Here is a 14432-nt window from a genome sequence, read left to right as displayed (position 1 = left end):
GGTTTCTTTCGGTTCCGTTTTATGATACGACATGGCCTGCTTTAACCCAAGACGCAATGCCTTCTTTTTCAAGATAATCTTCCAGAAATGCAAAGGCTTCATCTCCTTCGTAAACCGTTAACGTTGCTTCGAAGCACCGGGCAAAGTGGTGCAGCAGGCGCGCGCGCACTTCAGCTTCTGCGACAGGGCGTCCTAACTCGGCGGCCAGGGAGGTTACCTTACGATCGGCAATGCCACAGGGAATAATGTAAGAGAAGTAACGCAGATCGGTGTTGAGATTGAACGCAAAGCCATGCATCGTGACCCAGCGGCTACAGCGGATGCCCATAGCACAGATTTTACGCTCTGCGCCCCGTGCGTCTGGCCCGATCCACACTCCTGTGCGTCCGGGGACGCGCCGGGCCAGCAGGCCGTACTCTGTGCAGGTGCGGATGATGGTTTCTTCCAGCTCGCGCAGGTAGCGGTGAATGTCCGTAAAAAAGCGGTCCAGATCCAGAATCGGATAGCCTACGAGTTGGCCTGGACCGTGAAAGGTAATATCGCCCCCTCGGTCAATGTGGAAAAATTCGGCGCCCCGTGCTCGCAGCGCTTCTTCGGAAAGAAGCAGGTGATTTAAACGACCATTTTTGCCCAGCGTATAGACGGGCGGATGTTCAACGAGCAAGAAGACATGGGGGATGGGGGCAGGAGGATCTTGTCGTTTGGCGGCTACCAGCCGCGCCTGCAACAACCGTTGCAGATCCCAGGTAGGCTTGTAGGCGACACGTCCTAAGTGACAGACGACAACTCGCTCAGCCATGGTGTGCATGGATCTGTTCGGGGCTTTTTACGCCGTCAGACGGCCAACGTGCCCTTAGTTGGAGATGCTTACGCGAATATTGAATCCGCCCTGAATGGTAGTAGACGACGGCACGCGGCTATCGGCGCTTTCAAAGCGCTCGTAACGCAATTGGAAGCTGGCCGAGACGCGGTTGCTGAACTGATAGGAGATCTGAGGGGCAATTGTGGTGCGGGTCCAGGAGGTCAGGATGGGGGCAAAGTCCGGACTTAAGGCATCCTCTGGATTAAAGGCTTCTGGATCGTTGGCCGCCGCTTGCATCGCTCGGAAAAGGGAAAAGCGTCGTTCCTCGGTGGCAGAACGTGCAATGCTCAGACTAATGCCAACGCGGTTATTCAGACGTTTGATGGGCAGAAATGGAATCCGCAGGCCCTGGCGTTGGTAGCTGAGCGTGAAGGTTAGCTCGCTGGTAGCGCTTGTGTTGACTTCATTGTTGGTGGATAGGGAGTAGGTGCGACTTTTAGACCAGGCCAGGTTGGTTTGCAGGCGATTTTTCCAGGTGATGTCCAGCCCGATGAGTGGCTGGTAGCGCTCGTTGATGCGCACGGCACTTATCTCGTAGCGTGGAAATCGGTAGCGAATGCGCCGTCCTCCCAGTACGAACGTGCCAACAGCCGCCTCGGGGTCATCGACCAGCGCGTTCAGGTTTGTGCGGTAATCGCTGCTGTAATCGGCACTGTAGCTGTGCCGGAGCGTAACGCTCTGGGCCAGGCGTCGAAACAGGGGCCAGCGCGACAATCCCGAGTACGTGAGTTGCCAGCTTGGCATGGGGATAGGCGTGTTCGTGCCCAGCAGACCCAGGGTGCGGATAAAGGCGCGGCGGAAGTCTGCCACCACGGAGGCATTGGTCAACGCCACTCGTCCATCGCCGTTTTCATCGCCAAATTCGCCTGGATTGGCGGCCTGCCGGAAGTCTTGCCGATAGGTTTCAAGTTGACGCCGAAATAGTTTCAGGTACGAAGCCCCGAAGGCCCAGACCGAAGCGCGGCTGCTGCCGCGCTCGGTGCGGGTTGTATCAACCCCGCCGTTGTCCAGCGGCCGGTACGAATAGTCAGTGCGCACATTCCAACTGACGCTCCAGTTCAGCGACACCTGCAGGTTGGGACTGAGCTGAAGCGAGGTGGTGGCGCGCAACTCATAGTCATTATTAAGCAGATCGGTTACCTGCAGGCTGGGGTCCAGGATGCGGTTGGTAAGATCAATTCGGCGAGCCAGGCCAAAGCGATAGCCTACCGACGGACCGCGTCCGCGCAATGCATCCAACAGGCTGTAGGCAACTTGCACGCTGTCGATAGGACCGCGCCCAACGTTGCTGGAGGCGCTGCTCCAGTTGACGCGGCCGGTAATTTGCAGATTTTCAATGCCGGTAATGGCCAGAAAGAGGCGCCGCAAAAGCACGATAGGGTTAGGGGGACGAATGCGGGGTTTGTCTTTGTCTTGCTGTTGCGCCCGGGACTGGCGACGACGCCGGCTGGTCTGTCGCTCCTGTTCTTCCAGTTTGCGATAAAACGCCAACTTGCGCCACAGTTCGCGAGGGCGGAGCGTCAGCCCACTGCTGAGGCCGGCCTGGTTGGATACGCTGGCCCCTGTGTTGCGCTGGATAGAACCGTTCTGCCAGGAGAACTGAGCTGTGTAGTTAATGTCCTGCAATTGTAGCCAGCGCGTGCGCAGGTTGGGACGCAGGCTGGCCGTGAAGCGTTGCTGATAGCTGTCGGTGCGCAGACCCTCCGCTCCATCCAGGATGCGTTGCAGCATGCGGCGGACAGGCACAGGGCGCAACCGATACTGCTCAAAAGCCCGGACGCCCACGTCTGATGAGTCGATCAGGCCTTGCGCCAGCGCTTCAGCCAGCGTGCGTCCTGCATAGACAGTGTCGGGGGTAACGACCTGATAGACAGTGTCGACGCTAAGGGCGTTGAGGCTTTGCCGGGTATTGGTGTCGAAGCTCAGATTTAGAAACGTAAAGGGGTTGTACTGGAGGCTGAACGTGCGGCTGTGCGCAAAGTTGTGCTGCTCGCGGATCGGATTGGCAACCAGGTCGGGCAGCTCAGGATTGCGCTGGCCAGGCAGGAGGGCCGGACGGTCCTGGCTGCCGGAGAAATTTCGGCTGGCATTGCCGGCCCAGGAAAGGCTCTGGGGTAAGTAGTTAAAACGCAGCCTTCCCAACAGGCCAACAAGGGGCACGTTGTCCAGAAACCAGAATGGCCGTACGGTGCGAGGACGATGGATGTTCAGGCGATAACTCAGCGAGGCATTCCAGCGCCATGAATTCTGGAAGCGCTGGGTAGGGCTTCGCGCCTGGGTTTCGGCAAAAGCATAGCTGAAGCTGAGCCCATCGATTAAGGTGCGCGTCAGCCAGGACTTAGAACCTCGTTTTTGAATGCGGAAGCTATACGAGCGCGTAAACGAATGCGTCTGCACGCGCTCGATTACTGCCTGGCGGTACTGGGCGCGCTCCTGGCGCGACAGCGTGGTATCTCGCTTGATCTGGTTGAGCACTTCTGCAACCCGCACGTCGCCGCGGGCCGGGTCGAAGCGAGGCGTCGAAGTACTGGACTGAAGTTGCAACGAGAAGGGAATAGACCAGCCGTAGCGGCGGGGAAGCAGGCGGTCCAGATTGAAGTCGGTTGCCAGGCTCCAGCTTTGCTGGTTGGTTTGCTCACGCTCGCCAAGCGTGCTGGAAAGCGATCCAAACCCATCGGTTTGCATGCGAAAGCTGGCGCGCACGCGGCCCAGGTCTGCCAGCTTCAGGCTTACGTTGGCTACCGCGGCGTAGCCGTTTTTTTCGTCATAGCCCGAGACGCGTAGTTCGTTCAGCCAGACAACCACTTCTTCCAGTCGGTCGCGGGGGTCGGTGCTGCCAGGAGGAGCTGGATTGCGCACGCCAATGATGATCATGGTGATGCGCCCCAGAGAAGGATTCCCTTTGACAGCCAGGCGCGTGCCGGGCGGCGCGAAGGCGTCGGCGTCGGGGACGCCTGGGGCTGTGGGGCGGCCGTCTATCTTGTTCCAGAACACGCTGTCGGCCGGGAATCCGACGGCGTCACGGGCGATTTTCAGTTCATTGAGGGCGCTGAGCAGGATGTTGACCGAGTTCAGATCAATTACCCGATCCCCCCAGCGCTGGAAGGTTTGCCATAGCTCATCGCTATTGCCTGACGTGACCGAGCTGGGCATGAGGGGCTGCTCGTACTCATAGTAGTCGTTGCTGGCGTTTGAGCCCAGGCGCACGAAGAGCCGGACTTTTTGACGCGCGGCCTCAGGATCCTGCTGGGCCAGTGCTTCGAGCGGGGTACCATCGCCTAACGTGCCATGTAGATGGACGAACATGCGCAGGTTGGAATACCGAAGCAGATCCAACCCCTGGGTGAAGGTTTTGTAGATCCCTCGCTGATGGCCGGGGTAGAGATTTTCGACGCGCAGTACCAGCGCTTGCTCGCGGGCGTTACGCACGACGCCGCTGGCCATGCGCACCTGGCTGATAATAGCTCCGTTGGGCGTGCGATAAATGTCCGGATTTTCTTCATTGTTGATGCTGGAGATGCTAACCCGCGTGTTAGCAAACAGCGTGTCGGACGGCGTCTGTTCTTCGACAGCAACCTCTTCGGCCTTGCGCCACTGACTCCCTACCAGCTCGAAGGTGGCAAAACGCAGCGTGATCGGGACGCGATGGCCGGTGGTCCACACGCGGATGGTTTCGATGAGCGAGAAGTCCTGGATGTTACCTACCCGGCGGGTATATTTGCGCACGGGGATGCGCACCTGATACCAGGTTTCTCCCCGGCTATTGGTGATCGCACCTACGATGTAGTCATCCTCTCGATCAGGGTGAGCCAGGGAGTCGAGAATGGCTTTGCTGAGGGGAATTTCATACTGAAAGTAGCTGTTGTCTGTATCGATAGAGGCGTTAAAGTTCAAGTCTTCGGTGTCCGGGATGCGCGAGTTGCCGCGCCGCACCGAAGCACCTGTGGCCAGTTGGTTCTGCGTTTCATAGGCGTTCAGCTCCAGTCCCGGAAAGTAGTGGGCAAACCGTTCCTGCAGGGGAACGCCGTTCGGGTAAAGTTCCGGTGGAAAGAGCTCGGGGTCATTGAAGAAGGCTTCGTTATCGAAGCTCTGATAGTCGTCGCCTGAAGGATCGCGGAGCGCGCGAGCCCGTTCCGCTCGGTATCGCGGGTCTGGATGGGCAGGATCGAGCGATTCCAGAAACTTTCGGAAGTGGAAGGCTTCTGTGTAGACTTCAGGATAAGCGGAAAGGTCATACGAGACGAGGCCGTCTAGCCCCAGGTCTTCGGTGCGGCGCAGGCTCAGGTCCAGGTCGACGGAATTATTCTGGATGCTGGTAGGATAGCGACTCCACTGATCACCCCGAAAACCAGAAGTGGGGTCTGTCATGGAGAGCCCATCTTCGGCGTTCAGTTTACCGTTGGGGATCACGTCTTCGGAAATGGATCCCAGATCGATGTACAGTTTGGCCTGAGGGCCGGCATCTCGCTCCGGATTTTCCGGGAAGGGGCGGAAGATGAATTCGATAAACTCAATATTTTTCAGGTTGAAGTCGGTGTATCCTTCTGGCAGGCGCTGCATCATGCCGCCCCAGACCTCTTCTGGATGATTGAGGAAGTCGTCGAGTTCAGTGGTATAGTTGTAAGGGCCGCGGCGGTGTGGGTTGAAGTACACGTCGAGTGTGGGCAGCGTCTGGTTTAGCTCCCCCCGGACGTCCCGGTTAGGAAACACGTCGGTGATGAGAACGGGCCGGACCGCTTCAGGGTCGTAGACGGGTGCGCGGCGGGCCAGGTCAGCCACGAGCACGTCACTGAGCTGATACCAGGTAAAGATGCCCCGCCAGGTGGTGCGCAGCGAGTCGTACAGGCTTCCGGTGAACCCGGCAGGGTAGCGGGCAATTGAGTCGGGTGGGGAGGCCAGGCGCCAACTGCCCGGTTGTTTCAGGGAGAAAGTGTTTTCAAACCCTTCGAAGTCGTCGATGTAGGAAATGCCTTTCAATTCGTCCCGTGGAAAGTCGCGGTTGTTGTCGCGCAGCTCACGGCGCGTGCGTTCGAAGGCCAGCGTTTCGCCATGTCCGGGACGTAGCTGGGCAAATTCGCCTGAAAAGGAAATCTCGCTGGGCTCTTTGGTCTGGATCAATGGCAATGCGTCCAGCATGTAGGTCAGCCAGCGTGGGCGAGCCGTGAACGAACCATCGATGCCCCAGATCAGGTTATTGATGGGCTCTTCACCGAGCCGAAACTTGTCGACCAGTGATTTCTGACTGAGGCGCATCATGGTGGCGCCCAGCGTCAGATTTTCGCCCAGCGTGTAGTCGGCCCGGAGGCCGAGCAACGTCTTTTTTTGCAGATTGAACAGCGCGTTCTGTTCATAGGAGATTTGAATTTCACGGCCGGGCGTAAGATAGGCCGGGTTGATGATGCGTACGGTGCCGCTCTGGTAGTCCACGACAAAATCGACCCCTTCCTGCAGGGGCGTGCCGCCTGAGGTAACGCGCACCGACCCTTCGACTAGGCCAGCATAGGCCTGCAGATCGTAAAAGTCCTGAACTGCGCTTTTGTAGGAGCCCTGAATGCGGTAGACGTTGTGTTTTGTATTGCGGCGGGCGTTTTCCTTTTTCTGCGTGTAGAGATCCTGGAAGACGTAGCGGTCTTTGAGAGCCGCTTTCTGGTCGTCGGGTAGCTCGGTGGCATCGATGAGTTGCGCGAGCCGCTCGCCAAAGGGTTCTAGAAACGGAAAGATGAGCAGCCCTTCGCCCGGGTCAATGGTAATGCTGGGCAGGAAGTCGAAGCGGTTGTCGGGGACAGGAGCCTGGTCCTGGTTGAGACGGTCCAGGCCGAGCAGTTGAAGCAGGGTGCGCTGGGCGCCCAGTTCCGCCAGGAATTTCTGAGCCGTTTTACCGGGTGGTTGATAGTAGATCTCCAGCTCGAAGTCCTCGGGATTGATCCCGCGGCCGGGCAGGCGGTAGAGGTTGCGCAGTTCCAGATACCAGACAGCCGGGTTGTAGCCGGTCGCAGGGGAAGGCTGGCGGGGGCGGCTGGGACGGAGCAGTTTGAGCACCAGACGGTCTTCGTCCTGGCCGCCGCCGGCGCCTCCGGTTTCTGAGGAAAAGTCGCCTACCTGGTAGATGCGGCCGCCTGCCCGGTAGCGAAAGGCGACCGCGAGCGCTTCATTTTCCTGGAGTCGTTGCGTCAGGGAGAGATAGCCGAGCACCTCATCGAAGGTGTAGTCGCGGCCGGGTTCCAGACGCTTGAAGCGGCCAATCTGGAAGTCATCTTCGCTCAGGCCGCGCTGATTTTTGAGATAGGCTGCTGCGTTGGCCTGGCCGTTGCGCAGATAGGTGTCCACTTCGCCTCCGGGCGAATCGTCGTAGCGGTCGTTGCGGTTGTCGGGCAGGGCTGCGGCATCGACGCGCGTGTAGGCGTTGGCCAGCGTCAGCAGCGCTTCCGGCTCGCCCAGGTCGACGAGCGCTACTACCTGGCGCACGTTCTCATCGTCCCGTACCGGGTAGACCAGCTTCCAGACTTCGATTTCGGTAATGCGCTCAAACCCATTGGCGACTCGTATGTTGGGGGGATCAGACAGGGCATCTTCCCACCGATTACGAAAGTAGTAGGCCAGGAAGAAATGGCGGCTGTCGTCATAGTCGGTGGGTTGCAGGTCGAACGTGGTAGTCTGCGCGCCGCCACTGATGGTCAGCGAGTTGGCCTGGCCTTCCTGCTGGCTGGCCACGGTGGTGATCTGCAGGCCGCCGAGCTGAAACTGCGCCTTGATGCCAAAGAGGCTCTGGCCTCCGCGGATGAGTTGCGAAGGGGTCTGGAGCATGACATTGCCCGCCTCGATACGCTGGATGATTTCGTCCTCGTAGCCGGTGTATTCGAGGCGGAGCTGGTTTTGATAGTCGAACTGGTTATTGGTGTCCCAGTTGACGTTGACGCGGAGCTTGTCGCCGATGGTACCGGTGATGCCCAGGCGCAGGTCTTGCTTAAAGTCGGGATCGAGTCGGGCAACGCGGCCTGAGAACGCTACTTGCTGATCGCTTTTTCGGTAGTTAAAGCCAGCGTTGATGTTGGCCTGGCCATTGACGCGCAGGTCTACTTCCGGACGGCCAAAGATGGTCGAAAAAGCGCTCTGGCGGCCACCGGGCAGCGCGATGCTGACGCCCAGACCTCCCCGGCGTCGTCGGGTAGCCTGTCGCTGCCGCTGCGTTTGGAGCGTGGCCCAGTTTGCGTGCAGGGCCTGGCGTAGGCGCAGGGCCCGGTACGTCGTGAAGTCGAGCGTGACGGGCACGCGCACCTCGATGGAGCCAATGCGTTCATGGATGTGGTAGGCCAGCCGGGTTGAATCCAGTACGATTTCCTGGCGCCAGGCGCTGGGGCGAAGCGTAACGAGCGAAGCGGTGCGTGGCCACAATCGGGCATAAGGAAGGTCGCGAGCAGGGCGCGGGAGCCATCGATCGGCGCGGGTGGTGCGCAGCGTATCTGTCCGGGAAGTATCGGCCTGGAGCCGGGCAGGCGGTGTCTGCGCATGCAGCGTCCACGCGCCGGTCAGGGGACGCAAGCCCGGCAGCAGTCCACCTAATAGCAGCAGTACCAACCCGCCTGTGAATTTTCCGGCACGCAGCGCTTTGCTCATAATGAACCGGACAGGGTACGTTCTTCCCACACCATGAATACCTCTCCCTTCTCCTCGGGGAGGGATGCGGATGACGTTATGTGAGGAATGTCCGAGGTGGTAGCGCTTGAGCGATCCGTCTCCAGCGGGTTGGGGTTACCTGCATGCCGGAAAACAAAAAACAGACCATTTGTAAAGCTACGATGTCGATGGGGGGGTGGGCAAGGGGGAATGAGATTCCAGTAACAGATCAAGCAGGTGAATCAGGTAGCGGCGGAGCTGGCGGCGGTCTACAATGTCATCCAGAAAACCGTGTTCTCGCAGGAATTCAGCGCTCTGAAAGCCGGGAGGCAGGTCCTGCCCTACGGCCTGGCGAATGACACGCGGGCCGGCAAAACCGATCAATGCGCCAGGCTCGGCCAGATTGATATCTCCCAGCATGGCAAATGAAGCGGTAACGCCGCCTGTGGTCGGATTGGTCATGAGGGAGATATAGGGCATGCGCACTTCATCGAGCCGCGTGAGCAAAGCGGCCGTCTTGGCCATCTGCATCAGACTGAGAATCCCTTCCATCATGCGGGCGCCACCGCTCTGCGAGATGATCAGCAGCGGAATACGTTCCGCATAAGCGGTCTGGATGGCGCGGGCGACAATTTCGCCCACGACGGAGCCCATTGAGCCGCCAATGAAGCGAAAGTCCAGGGCAGCTGCCGAAAGGGGATGGCCACCTATGGTGCCGGTAGCGCGCTGGGCGGCTTCGTTCAGGCCTGTTTTGCGATGGGCCTCTTCGACGCGGGCCGGGTAGGGTTTGCGATCAACAAATTCCAGGGGGTCATCCGACGTTAGATGCTGATCATGTAGCGTAAAACGGCCTTCGTCGAAAATAAGCTGAAAGTATTCAAGGCTGGTCATCGGGAAATGGTGCCCGCACTTGGGACATACCCGCGCATGCTCGGTCAGCTCACGGCGGTGAAGAATATGCGCGCATTGCGGACACTTTTCCCACTGCCCCTCCGGCACGTCCATCTGCTGGTCGCGTGACGTCAGGATCCCCTGCGTTTTGCGCTTAAACCAGGCCATGATGTTGCGTTACACTCGTTGGGGGAGGATTGGTAGCATACAAAAATTCAGGAGGAAAGGGAAGGGGCCGGTGCGTGCCGATACGGCTTTGCCACAAAATCCTTCAGGTAGAAGGGCTCAAAGGTGGCTACCTCCTCAAAGCGTTCGGCCCGGTAGCGGGCCAGGCCGAGCCATCCCACCCAGAAAGCGCGCAGGGAATGCTGAGCGGGATCAAGCAGGCGAAGGGTTGTTGAATCTTCCGGCAGATGTGCCGACACGCGCTGCACGCCTTCGCCTACCAGCCACGTGTGATGGGAAGCCTCAATAGAGGGAAGCCATTCAGGAACCGAAGCAGCTTCCAGCGCGGCGGGAGCAGCCAGGGGGTGCAGCGTGGCATCGGGTGTGATGCGGTAAATGGCCGCGTACACTTCGGTGCGGCGTGAGTTAAGTAGCGGCACCACAAGATCGTGGGGTTCGGCAAAAGGGATGACGGAAGCGGCCAGTGCCTCCAGGGTAGGTACGCCGATGAGGCGCGCCCCTGTTGCTTCGACCAGTCCTTTGGCCGTGCTGACTCCCACTCGAAGTCCCGTATAGGAGCCCGGTCCCATGGAGACCGCCACCGCGTCCAGCTCGGCCGCCTGCCGCTCGCAGCGTTCCAACGCGTTGGCAATCAGCGGAACAAGCTGTTCGGCGTGGATGCGCCCGCGCTGCAGGATGGCCTCGAAGCATAGCGTTTCGCCGGCAAACAGGGCCACGCTGCACACGTCTGTGGCGGTTTCTAACGCCAGAAGTAGTGGTTTCATGCAGCGATCGGCTTGACTATTTCGGATTCGCTTGTATCTTAAACAAAACCCGGACGGGGCGGTTCTTTTCCGAAAACAGCCGGGGGTAAGGCGCCTGTGGAAGCGCTTTATGCCCGGTTTAAACCAGCAGGAGGTGCCTATGAGCGTCTACGAAGCCACGCACATTCGTAACGTTGCGCTGGTCGGCCATCAGGGAAGCGGCAAAACCATGCTGGCCGAAGCTATGCTCTACACGGCCGGCGTCATCTCGCGCATGGGATCCATCGAAGAAGGCAATACAGTCAGCGACTATCACCCCAGTGAAAAGGAGCGCGGCATGTCGGTCTTTACATCGCTGCTGCACGTCCCCTGGCAGGATCATAAAATCAACGTGCTCGACACGCCGGGCTATCCGGACTTTGTCGGAGAGGTGCTGGCCGCGCTCCGGGTAGCCGATCTGGCCATCTACGTGATGAATGCGGTGGAAGGCGTCCAGGTAGGTACAGAGCTGGCCTGGGAATACGGCCGCGAGCAGCAAATTCCGTCCATGTTCGTGGTCAACCACCTGGACCGGGCTGAGTCTGATTTCCGAACGCTGGTGGCGCAGATCAAAGAGCGGTTCGGACGCGGGGCCACCGTGGTGCAGATTCCGGCAGGCACGGGTACGCGCTCGATTATTGACGTGCTCCATATGAAGCAGCTCACCTACCCGAAAGGGAGCCTGCAGCCGGAAGAGCGTGAGATTGACCCGGCCTTTCAGGAGGAAGCAGAAGCGCTCCACACGGCACTCATCGAAGACATTGCGGAAAACGATGAAGGCCTGATGGAGCTGTACTTTGAAAAGGGGACGCTTACCGAGGATGAAATGCGCAAGGGGTTGCGGGCGGCTATGATCCGCCGGCAGCTCTTCCCGATCTTCGTGGTGAGCGCCACCGAAGTCATTGGCATTTCGCGGCTGCTGAGCTTTCTGGTTAACGTGGCGCCCTCGCCTGCCGATATGCCTCCTGCGAAGCTGGCAGATGGCGGTACGCTGGCGCCTGACCCCTCAGGACCGCCCGTCGCCTTCATTTTCCGCACGATGGCCGAGCAGCATGTGGGCGACTTTTCCTATTTCCGGGTCTACTCTGGTACGCTAGAGCAGGGACTGGACCTGGAAAATGCTCAGACGGGCACGGTGGAACGCCTGGGCGCGCTCTACGCCATGAATGGACGCGAGCGGGAGGCAGTCCCGCGGATGGTGGCCGGCGATCTGGGGGCCACGGTCAAGCTGCGCGACACGCACACCAACAATACGCTCCGGCCCAAAGGGACGTCTTTTGTGCTGCCGCCTATCGCGTTCCCTGAGCCGCGCTACGCGGTGGCCGTCCGTCCGCTACGGGAGGGCGATGAAGACAAAATGATGCAGGGGCTGCACCAGCTCGTCGAGGAAGATCCGTCGCTGCAAATTATCCAGGATCCGCTGCTGCGCCAGATCGTGCTGGCCGGACAGGGCGAGATGCACCTGGAAATTGCCCGCTTCCGGTTGAAGAACCGCTTCGGCGTGGAGGTGGAGTTTGTCAAACCCAAAGTGGCCTACCGAGAGACGATCCAGACCAGCGCGCGCACCTCGTACCGCCACAAGAAACAGACAGGGGGAGCCGGACAGTTCGCCGACATTTCCATTCATGTGGAGCCGCTGACGGAGCCGTTCGAGCCGCCTTCCGACATTACCGTGCGGGGTGAAGTGACCGTCGAAACAAACTGGGGCGCCCGCGTGCACTTCGTCGATGCCATCGTGGGCGGCGTCATCGACATGAAACGCTTCTTCGGTGCCATCCAGAAAGGCGTGTTGGAGGCCATGCAGAACGGCCCGATTGCCGGCTACCCGGTGGGCGATGTGCGCGTGATCATCTATCATGGGGGCATGCATCCGGTCGACTCCAACGAGGCCGCTTTTAAGACAGCCGCCCGCATGGCCTTCCGAGAGGCCTTCAAGAAGGCGCAACCGGTGCTGCTGGAGCCCATTGACGAGGTGGAAGTGATCGTACCCGATACCTTTACCGGCGATGTGATGGGCGATCTGAACACGCGCCGCGCCCGCATTCAGGGCATCGAAATGGAGGGTGTTTTCCAGAAGATCAAGGCCTACGTGCCCGAGGCGGAACTCTACCGCTACGCCACCACGCTGCGCTCGCTCACGCAGGGACGCGGCATTCACCGGGCCCGCTTCAGCCACTACGAACCCATGCCGCGCCACGTGCAGGAGAAAGTGGTGGCCGAAGCCGAAGCCATGCAGGCAGCATGAGGCCTCTGTAGCAGGCTGCGTGCAGCAAGCAGCGCTTAGATGCCCTTTGAAACCTCTTGGCAGAGCGGGCAAAAGGTTATTTCTTTAGTATACCACGGCGACGTGGTGACCCTTTCCGTCACCGGCCGTTCTCGGTTGACCGAAAAACCCTTCATCAACCGAAAACGGAAGAAGCCATGAGACGCACTCGGCTTATCCTCTCCATGCTTCTGCCGGGATGCTGGCGGCTGAGCCCAGGCACGCTTCAGGCGCAGCCAGTCCCGCTCGTTGAAGCCCACCCCTGACCATAGAAGCTCTTAAGCCGCAGGCTCAGCAACGACTGCCCATGGACTGCCACCTCCAGGGGATACGTTGGCCGGGTCGCATGGAGGCGGGCTGGCATCGGGTGGTGCTGGCGACGGGCTCGTGGCCGGCGGGTCGTTATGTGGTGGTGTTGCGGGCTGGTGGTCGCACGTTGACGCAGTCGATCACGCGGGTTCGGTAGGTAGGGGCTGCGGAGGGGCCGGCGTGGGTTCCTCCGCGTTTTGTTTGGTTTGTTTTGAATCCACCGCTGTAGGAAGCGATGCGGAAGGGTTGGTTGCTGGTCGTGGTGATGTGGTGGGGGTGTAGCTTGCTGGAGGCGCAAAGTCCGGAGGATTTGCGCTGTCGCCGGCCGGAGCTGGTGGTGCCGCCGGAGGGGCCTGTGGCCTATGCGTTCATCTGTCTGGACGGTCGGCCCTGGCGGCCGAATTCGGCCCGTGGGATGATCGAGCTGCGGCCGCCGGAAGCTTTCGGCCCCGGAACCCTACCGCCCCCTTACCTTATGTTGGAGTTCGTGCTGCGCGATCCCACGCCCGCGCTGCCTTTCTATGAAGCCAAACTGACTCTTGACGTCTGGGCAAGGCCGCCGCGTGTAGACACGACCTATTACCTGTTCAACACGGATCCCTACCTCAGGAAATTCGTGGCGCAGGGAAGATGGCCGGAGTCTTCTCTGGGAAGAATGGGTTCATTTGGCGAGAGTGAAGGGGATGTCAGGTTGACAAACTACTGGATTGCGCGGGAGGATTCGTTGCGGAGCTGGGTGCGCTTCAGCCGGATCGACACGGTGCAGACCGAGCCGTTTCTGCTGGTGTTTTACGAGGGGCGGTTTGAAGTGGTCGTTTCGCCGGTGGGTTGGGATCCGGGTTGGAGTCGGTATCCGAATGCGAAGTTGCATTTTCAGGGGCGGTTTCGGGTGCCGGTCGTGCTGTGGGAGACCGTCTACCGCTGCTGGCGGGAAGGCAAAGATTGCCTGCGCGTAGAGGTGCGCACGCTGTGACAACAGCCATGCGAGCCCGTTGCCTGCTGCGGGCCGCCTGCTGCCTGCCAGCCTTCCTGAGCGGCTGCCTGCTGCTCGAGGCCGACGAGCTTTTCGTCGTGCTGTCGGTGCCGCCCTCGCTGTCTACAGCCCAGCTACAATGGCCGCCCCTTTCCCATTGAAGGGGCCTGTATTGGCCTGACCAACTGTGTCTTTTTACCGCATCTTCGTACGGCAGGGCCTGACCTGCGATCCGGACATGCCTGTCGCGCCGCTACGCCGCGCGGTAGAGGAGGCCGCTGCCTGAGTTTGCCCCGAGGAGCCGTTTGTATTTGTTTGATACGCTCCGGGTGCAGGGTCGTTTTGAAGGCCAGGCGATGGGAGGCGATCCCGAAAGCGTCCTCTGCACCTGTAGGGGAGCGGCAACAAAGAAAGCGCCCCGACGTCGGGACGCTTTCTTCTGGTGGCGCGGGAGGGATTCGAACCCTCGACCTCCGGGTTATGAATCCGACGCTCTAACCGACTGAGCTACCGCGCCAGAAACGTTACGCCAAAATTACGGTGGGAGACCGC

At 59.9% G+C, this 14432-nt stretch carries 8 protein-coding genes and 1 tRNA gene; 4 read left to right on the top strand and 5 right to left on the bottom strand.

What is annotated here, in order from left to right; all coding sequences use genetic code 11:
* Positions 1 to 19: 19 nt before the first annotated feature.
* The 4 genes from lipB to tsaB form a co-directional block, all read right to left on the bottom strand.
* Positions 20 to 808, bottom strand: a complete 789-nt coding sequence (gene lipB, locus BUA15_RS02945; protein WP_178139370.1) for a lipoyl(octanoyl) transferase LipB — start codon at positions 806 to 808, stop codon at positions 20 to 22.
* 45 nt (positions 809 to 853) lie between these two features.
* A complete protein-coding gene (gene sov, locus BUA15_RS02940; protein WP_072714443.1) occupies positions 854 to 8476 on the bottom strand; it encodes a T9SS outer membrane translocon Sov/SprA in 7623 nt (2540 codons plus the stop codon).
* Positions 8477 to 8653: 177 nt separating this feature from the next.
* Positions 8654 to 9535 (bottom strand): acetyl-CoA carboxylase, carboxyltransferase subunit beta, encoded by an 882-nt coding sequence (gene accD, locus BUA15_RS02935; RefSeq protein WP_072714442.1) that lies wholly within the window; start codon positions 9533 to 9535, stop codon positions 8654 to 8656.
* 47 nt (positions 9536 to 9582) lie between these two features.
* Positions 9583 to 10317 (bottom strand): tRNA (adenosine(37)-N6)-threonylcarbamoyltransferase complex dimerization subunit type 1 TsaB, encoded by a 735-nt coding sequence (gene tsaB / locus BUA15_RS02930; protein WP_072714441.1) that lies wholly within the window; start codon positions 10315 to 10317, stop codon positions 9583 to 9585.
* A gap of 139 nt (positions 10318 to 10456) precedes the next feature.
* On the opposite strand from tsaB, the gene fusA reads away from it, so the two are divergent.
* From fusA to BUA15_RS13685, 4 genes are all read left to right on the top strand, one after another.
* The gene (gene fusA, locus BUA15_RS02925) at positions 10457 to 12580 is read left to right on the top strand and encodes an elongation factor G (protein ID WP_072714597.1); all 2124 of its coding nucleotides are present in this window, start codon (positions 10457 to 10459) and stop codon (positions 12578 to 12580) included.
* A 325-nt stretch (positions 12581 to 12905) separates the two neighbouring features.
* The gene (locus tag BUA15_RS13690) at positions 12906 to 13064 is read left to right on the top strand and encodes a hypothetical protein (protein WP_178139369.1); all 159 of its coding nucleotides are present in this window, start codon (positions 12906 to 12908) and stop codon (positions 13062 to 13064) included.
* Positions 13065 to 13142: 78 nt separating this feature from the next.
* A complete protein-coding gene (locus BUA15_RS02920) occupies positions 13143 to 13880 on the top strand; it encodes a hypothetical protein (RefSeq protein WP_072714440.1) in 738 nt (245 codons plus the stop codon).
* An 8-nt stretch (positions 13881 to 13888) separates the two neighbouring features.
* Positions 13889 to 14041 carry a hypothetical protein gene (locus BUA15_RS13685; RefSeq protein WP_178139368.1) on the top strand — a complete coding sequence of 51 codons (153 nt, stop codon included), beginning with the start codon at positions 13889 to 13891 and terminating at the stop codon, positions 14039 to 14041.
* 279 nt (positions 14042 to 14320) lie between these two features.
* On the opposite strand, the gene BUA15_RS02915 is transcribed toward BUA15_RS13685, so the two are convergent.
* Positions 14321 to 14397, bottom strand: a tRNA-Met gene (locus BUA15_RS02915).
* Positions 14398 to 14432 lie beyond the last annotated feature (35 nt).

Origin of the sequence: Rhodothermus profundi (assembly GCF_900142415.1) — a bacterium.
In the GTDB taxonomy this organism is placed as follows: domain Bacteria; phylum Bacteroidota; class Rhodothermia; order Rhodothermales; family Rhodothermaceae; genus Rhodothermus; species Rhodothermus profundi.
This window is presented reverse-complemented; position numbering and strand designations above follow the sequence as displayed.

What these genes read in the sequence shown, in the direction of transcription:
- lipB (WP_178139370.1), bottom strand. Translation starts at nt 808, where the DNA reads ATGCACACCATGGCTGAGCGAGTTGTCGTCTGTCACTTAGGACGTGTC.
- sov (WP_072714443.1), bottom strand. Translation starts at nt 8,476, where the DNA reads ATGAGCAAAGCGCTGCGTGCCGGAAAATTCACAGGCGGGTTGGTACTG.
- accD (WP_072714442.1), bottom strand. Translation starts at nt 9,535, where the DNA reads ATGGCCTGGTTTAAGCGCAAAACGCAGGGGATCCTGACGTCACGCGAC.
- tsaB (WP_072714441.1), bottom strand. Translation starts at nt 10,317, where the DNA reads ATGAAACCACTACTTCTGGCGTTAGAAACCGCCACAGACGTGTGCAGC.
- fusA (WP_072714597.1), top strand. Translation starts at nt 10,457, where the DNA reads ATGAGCGTCTACGAAGCCACGCACATTCGTAACGTTGCGCTGGTCGGC.
- BUA15_RS13690 (WP_178139369.1), top strand. Translation starts at nt 12,906, where the DNA reads ATGGACTGCCACCTCCAGGGGATACGTTGGCCGGGTCGCATGGAGGCG.
- BUA15_RS02920 (WP_072714440.1), top strand. Translation starts at nt 13,143, where the DNA reads ATGCGGAAGGGTTGGTTGCTGGTCGTGGTGATGTGGTGGGGGTGTAGC.
- BUA15_RS13685 (WP_178139368.1), top strand. Translation starts at nt 13,889, where the DNA reads ATGCGAGCCCGTTGCCTGCTGCGGGCCGCCTGCTGCCTGCCAGCCTTC.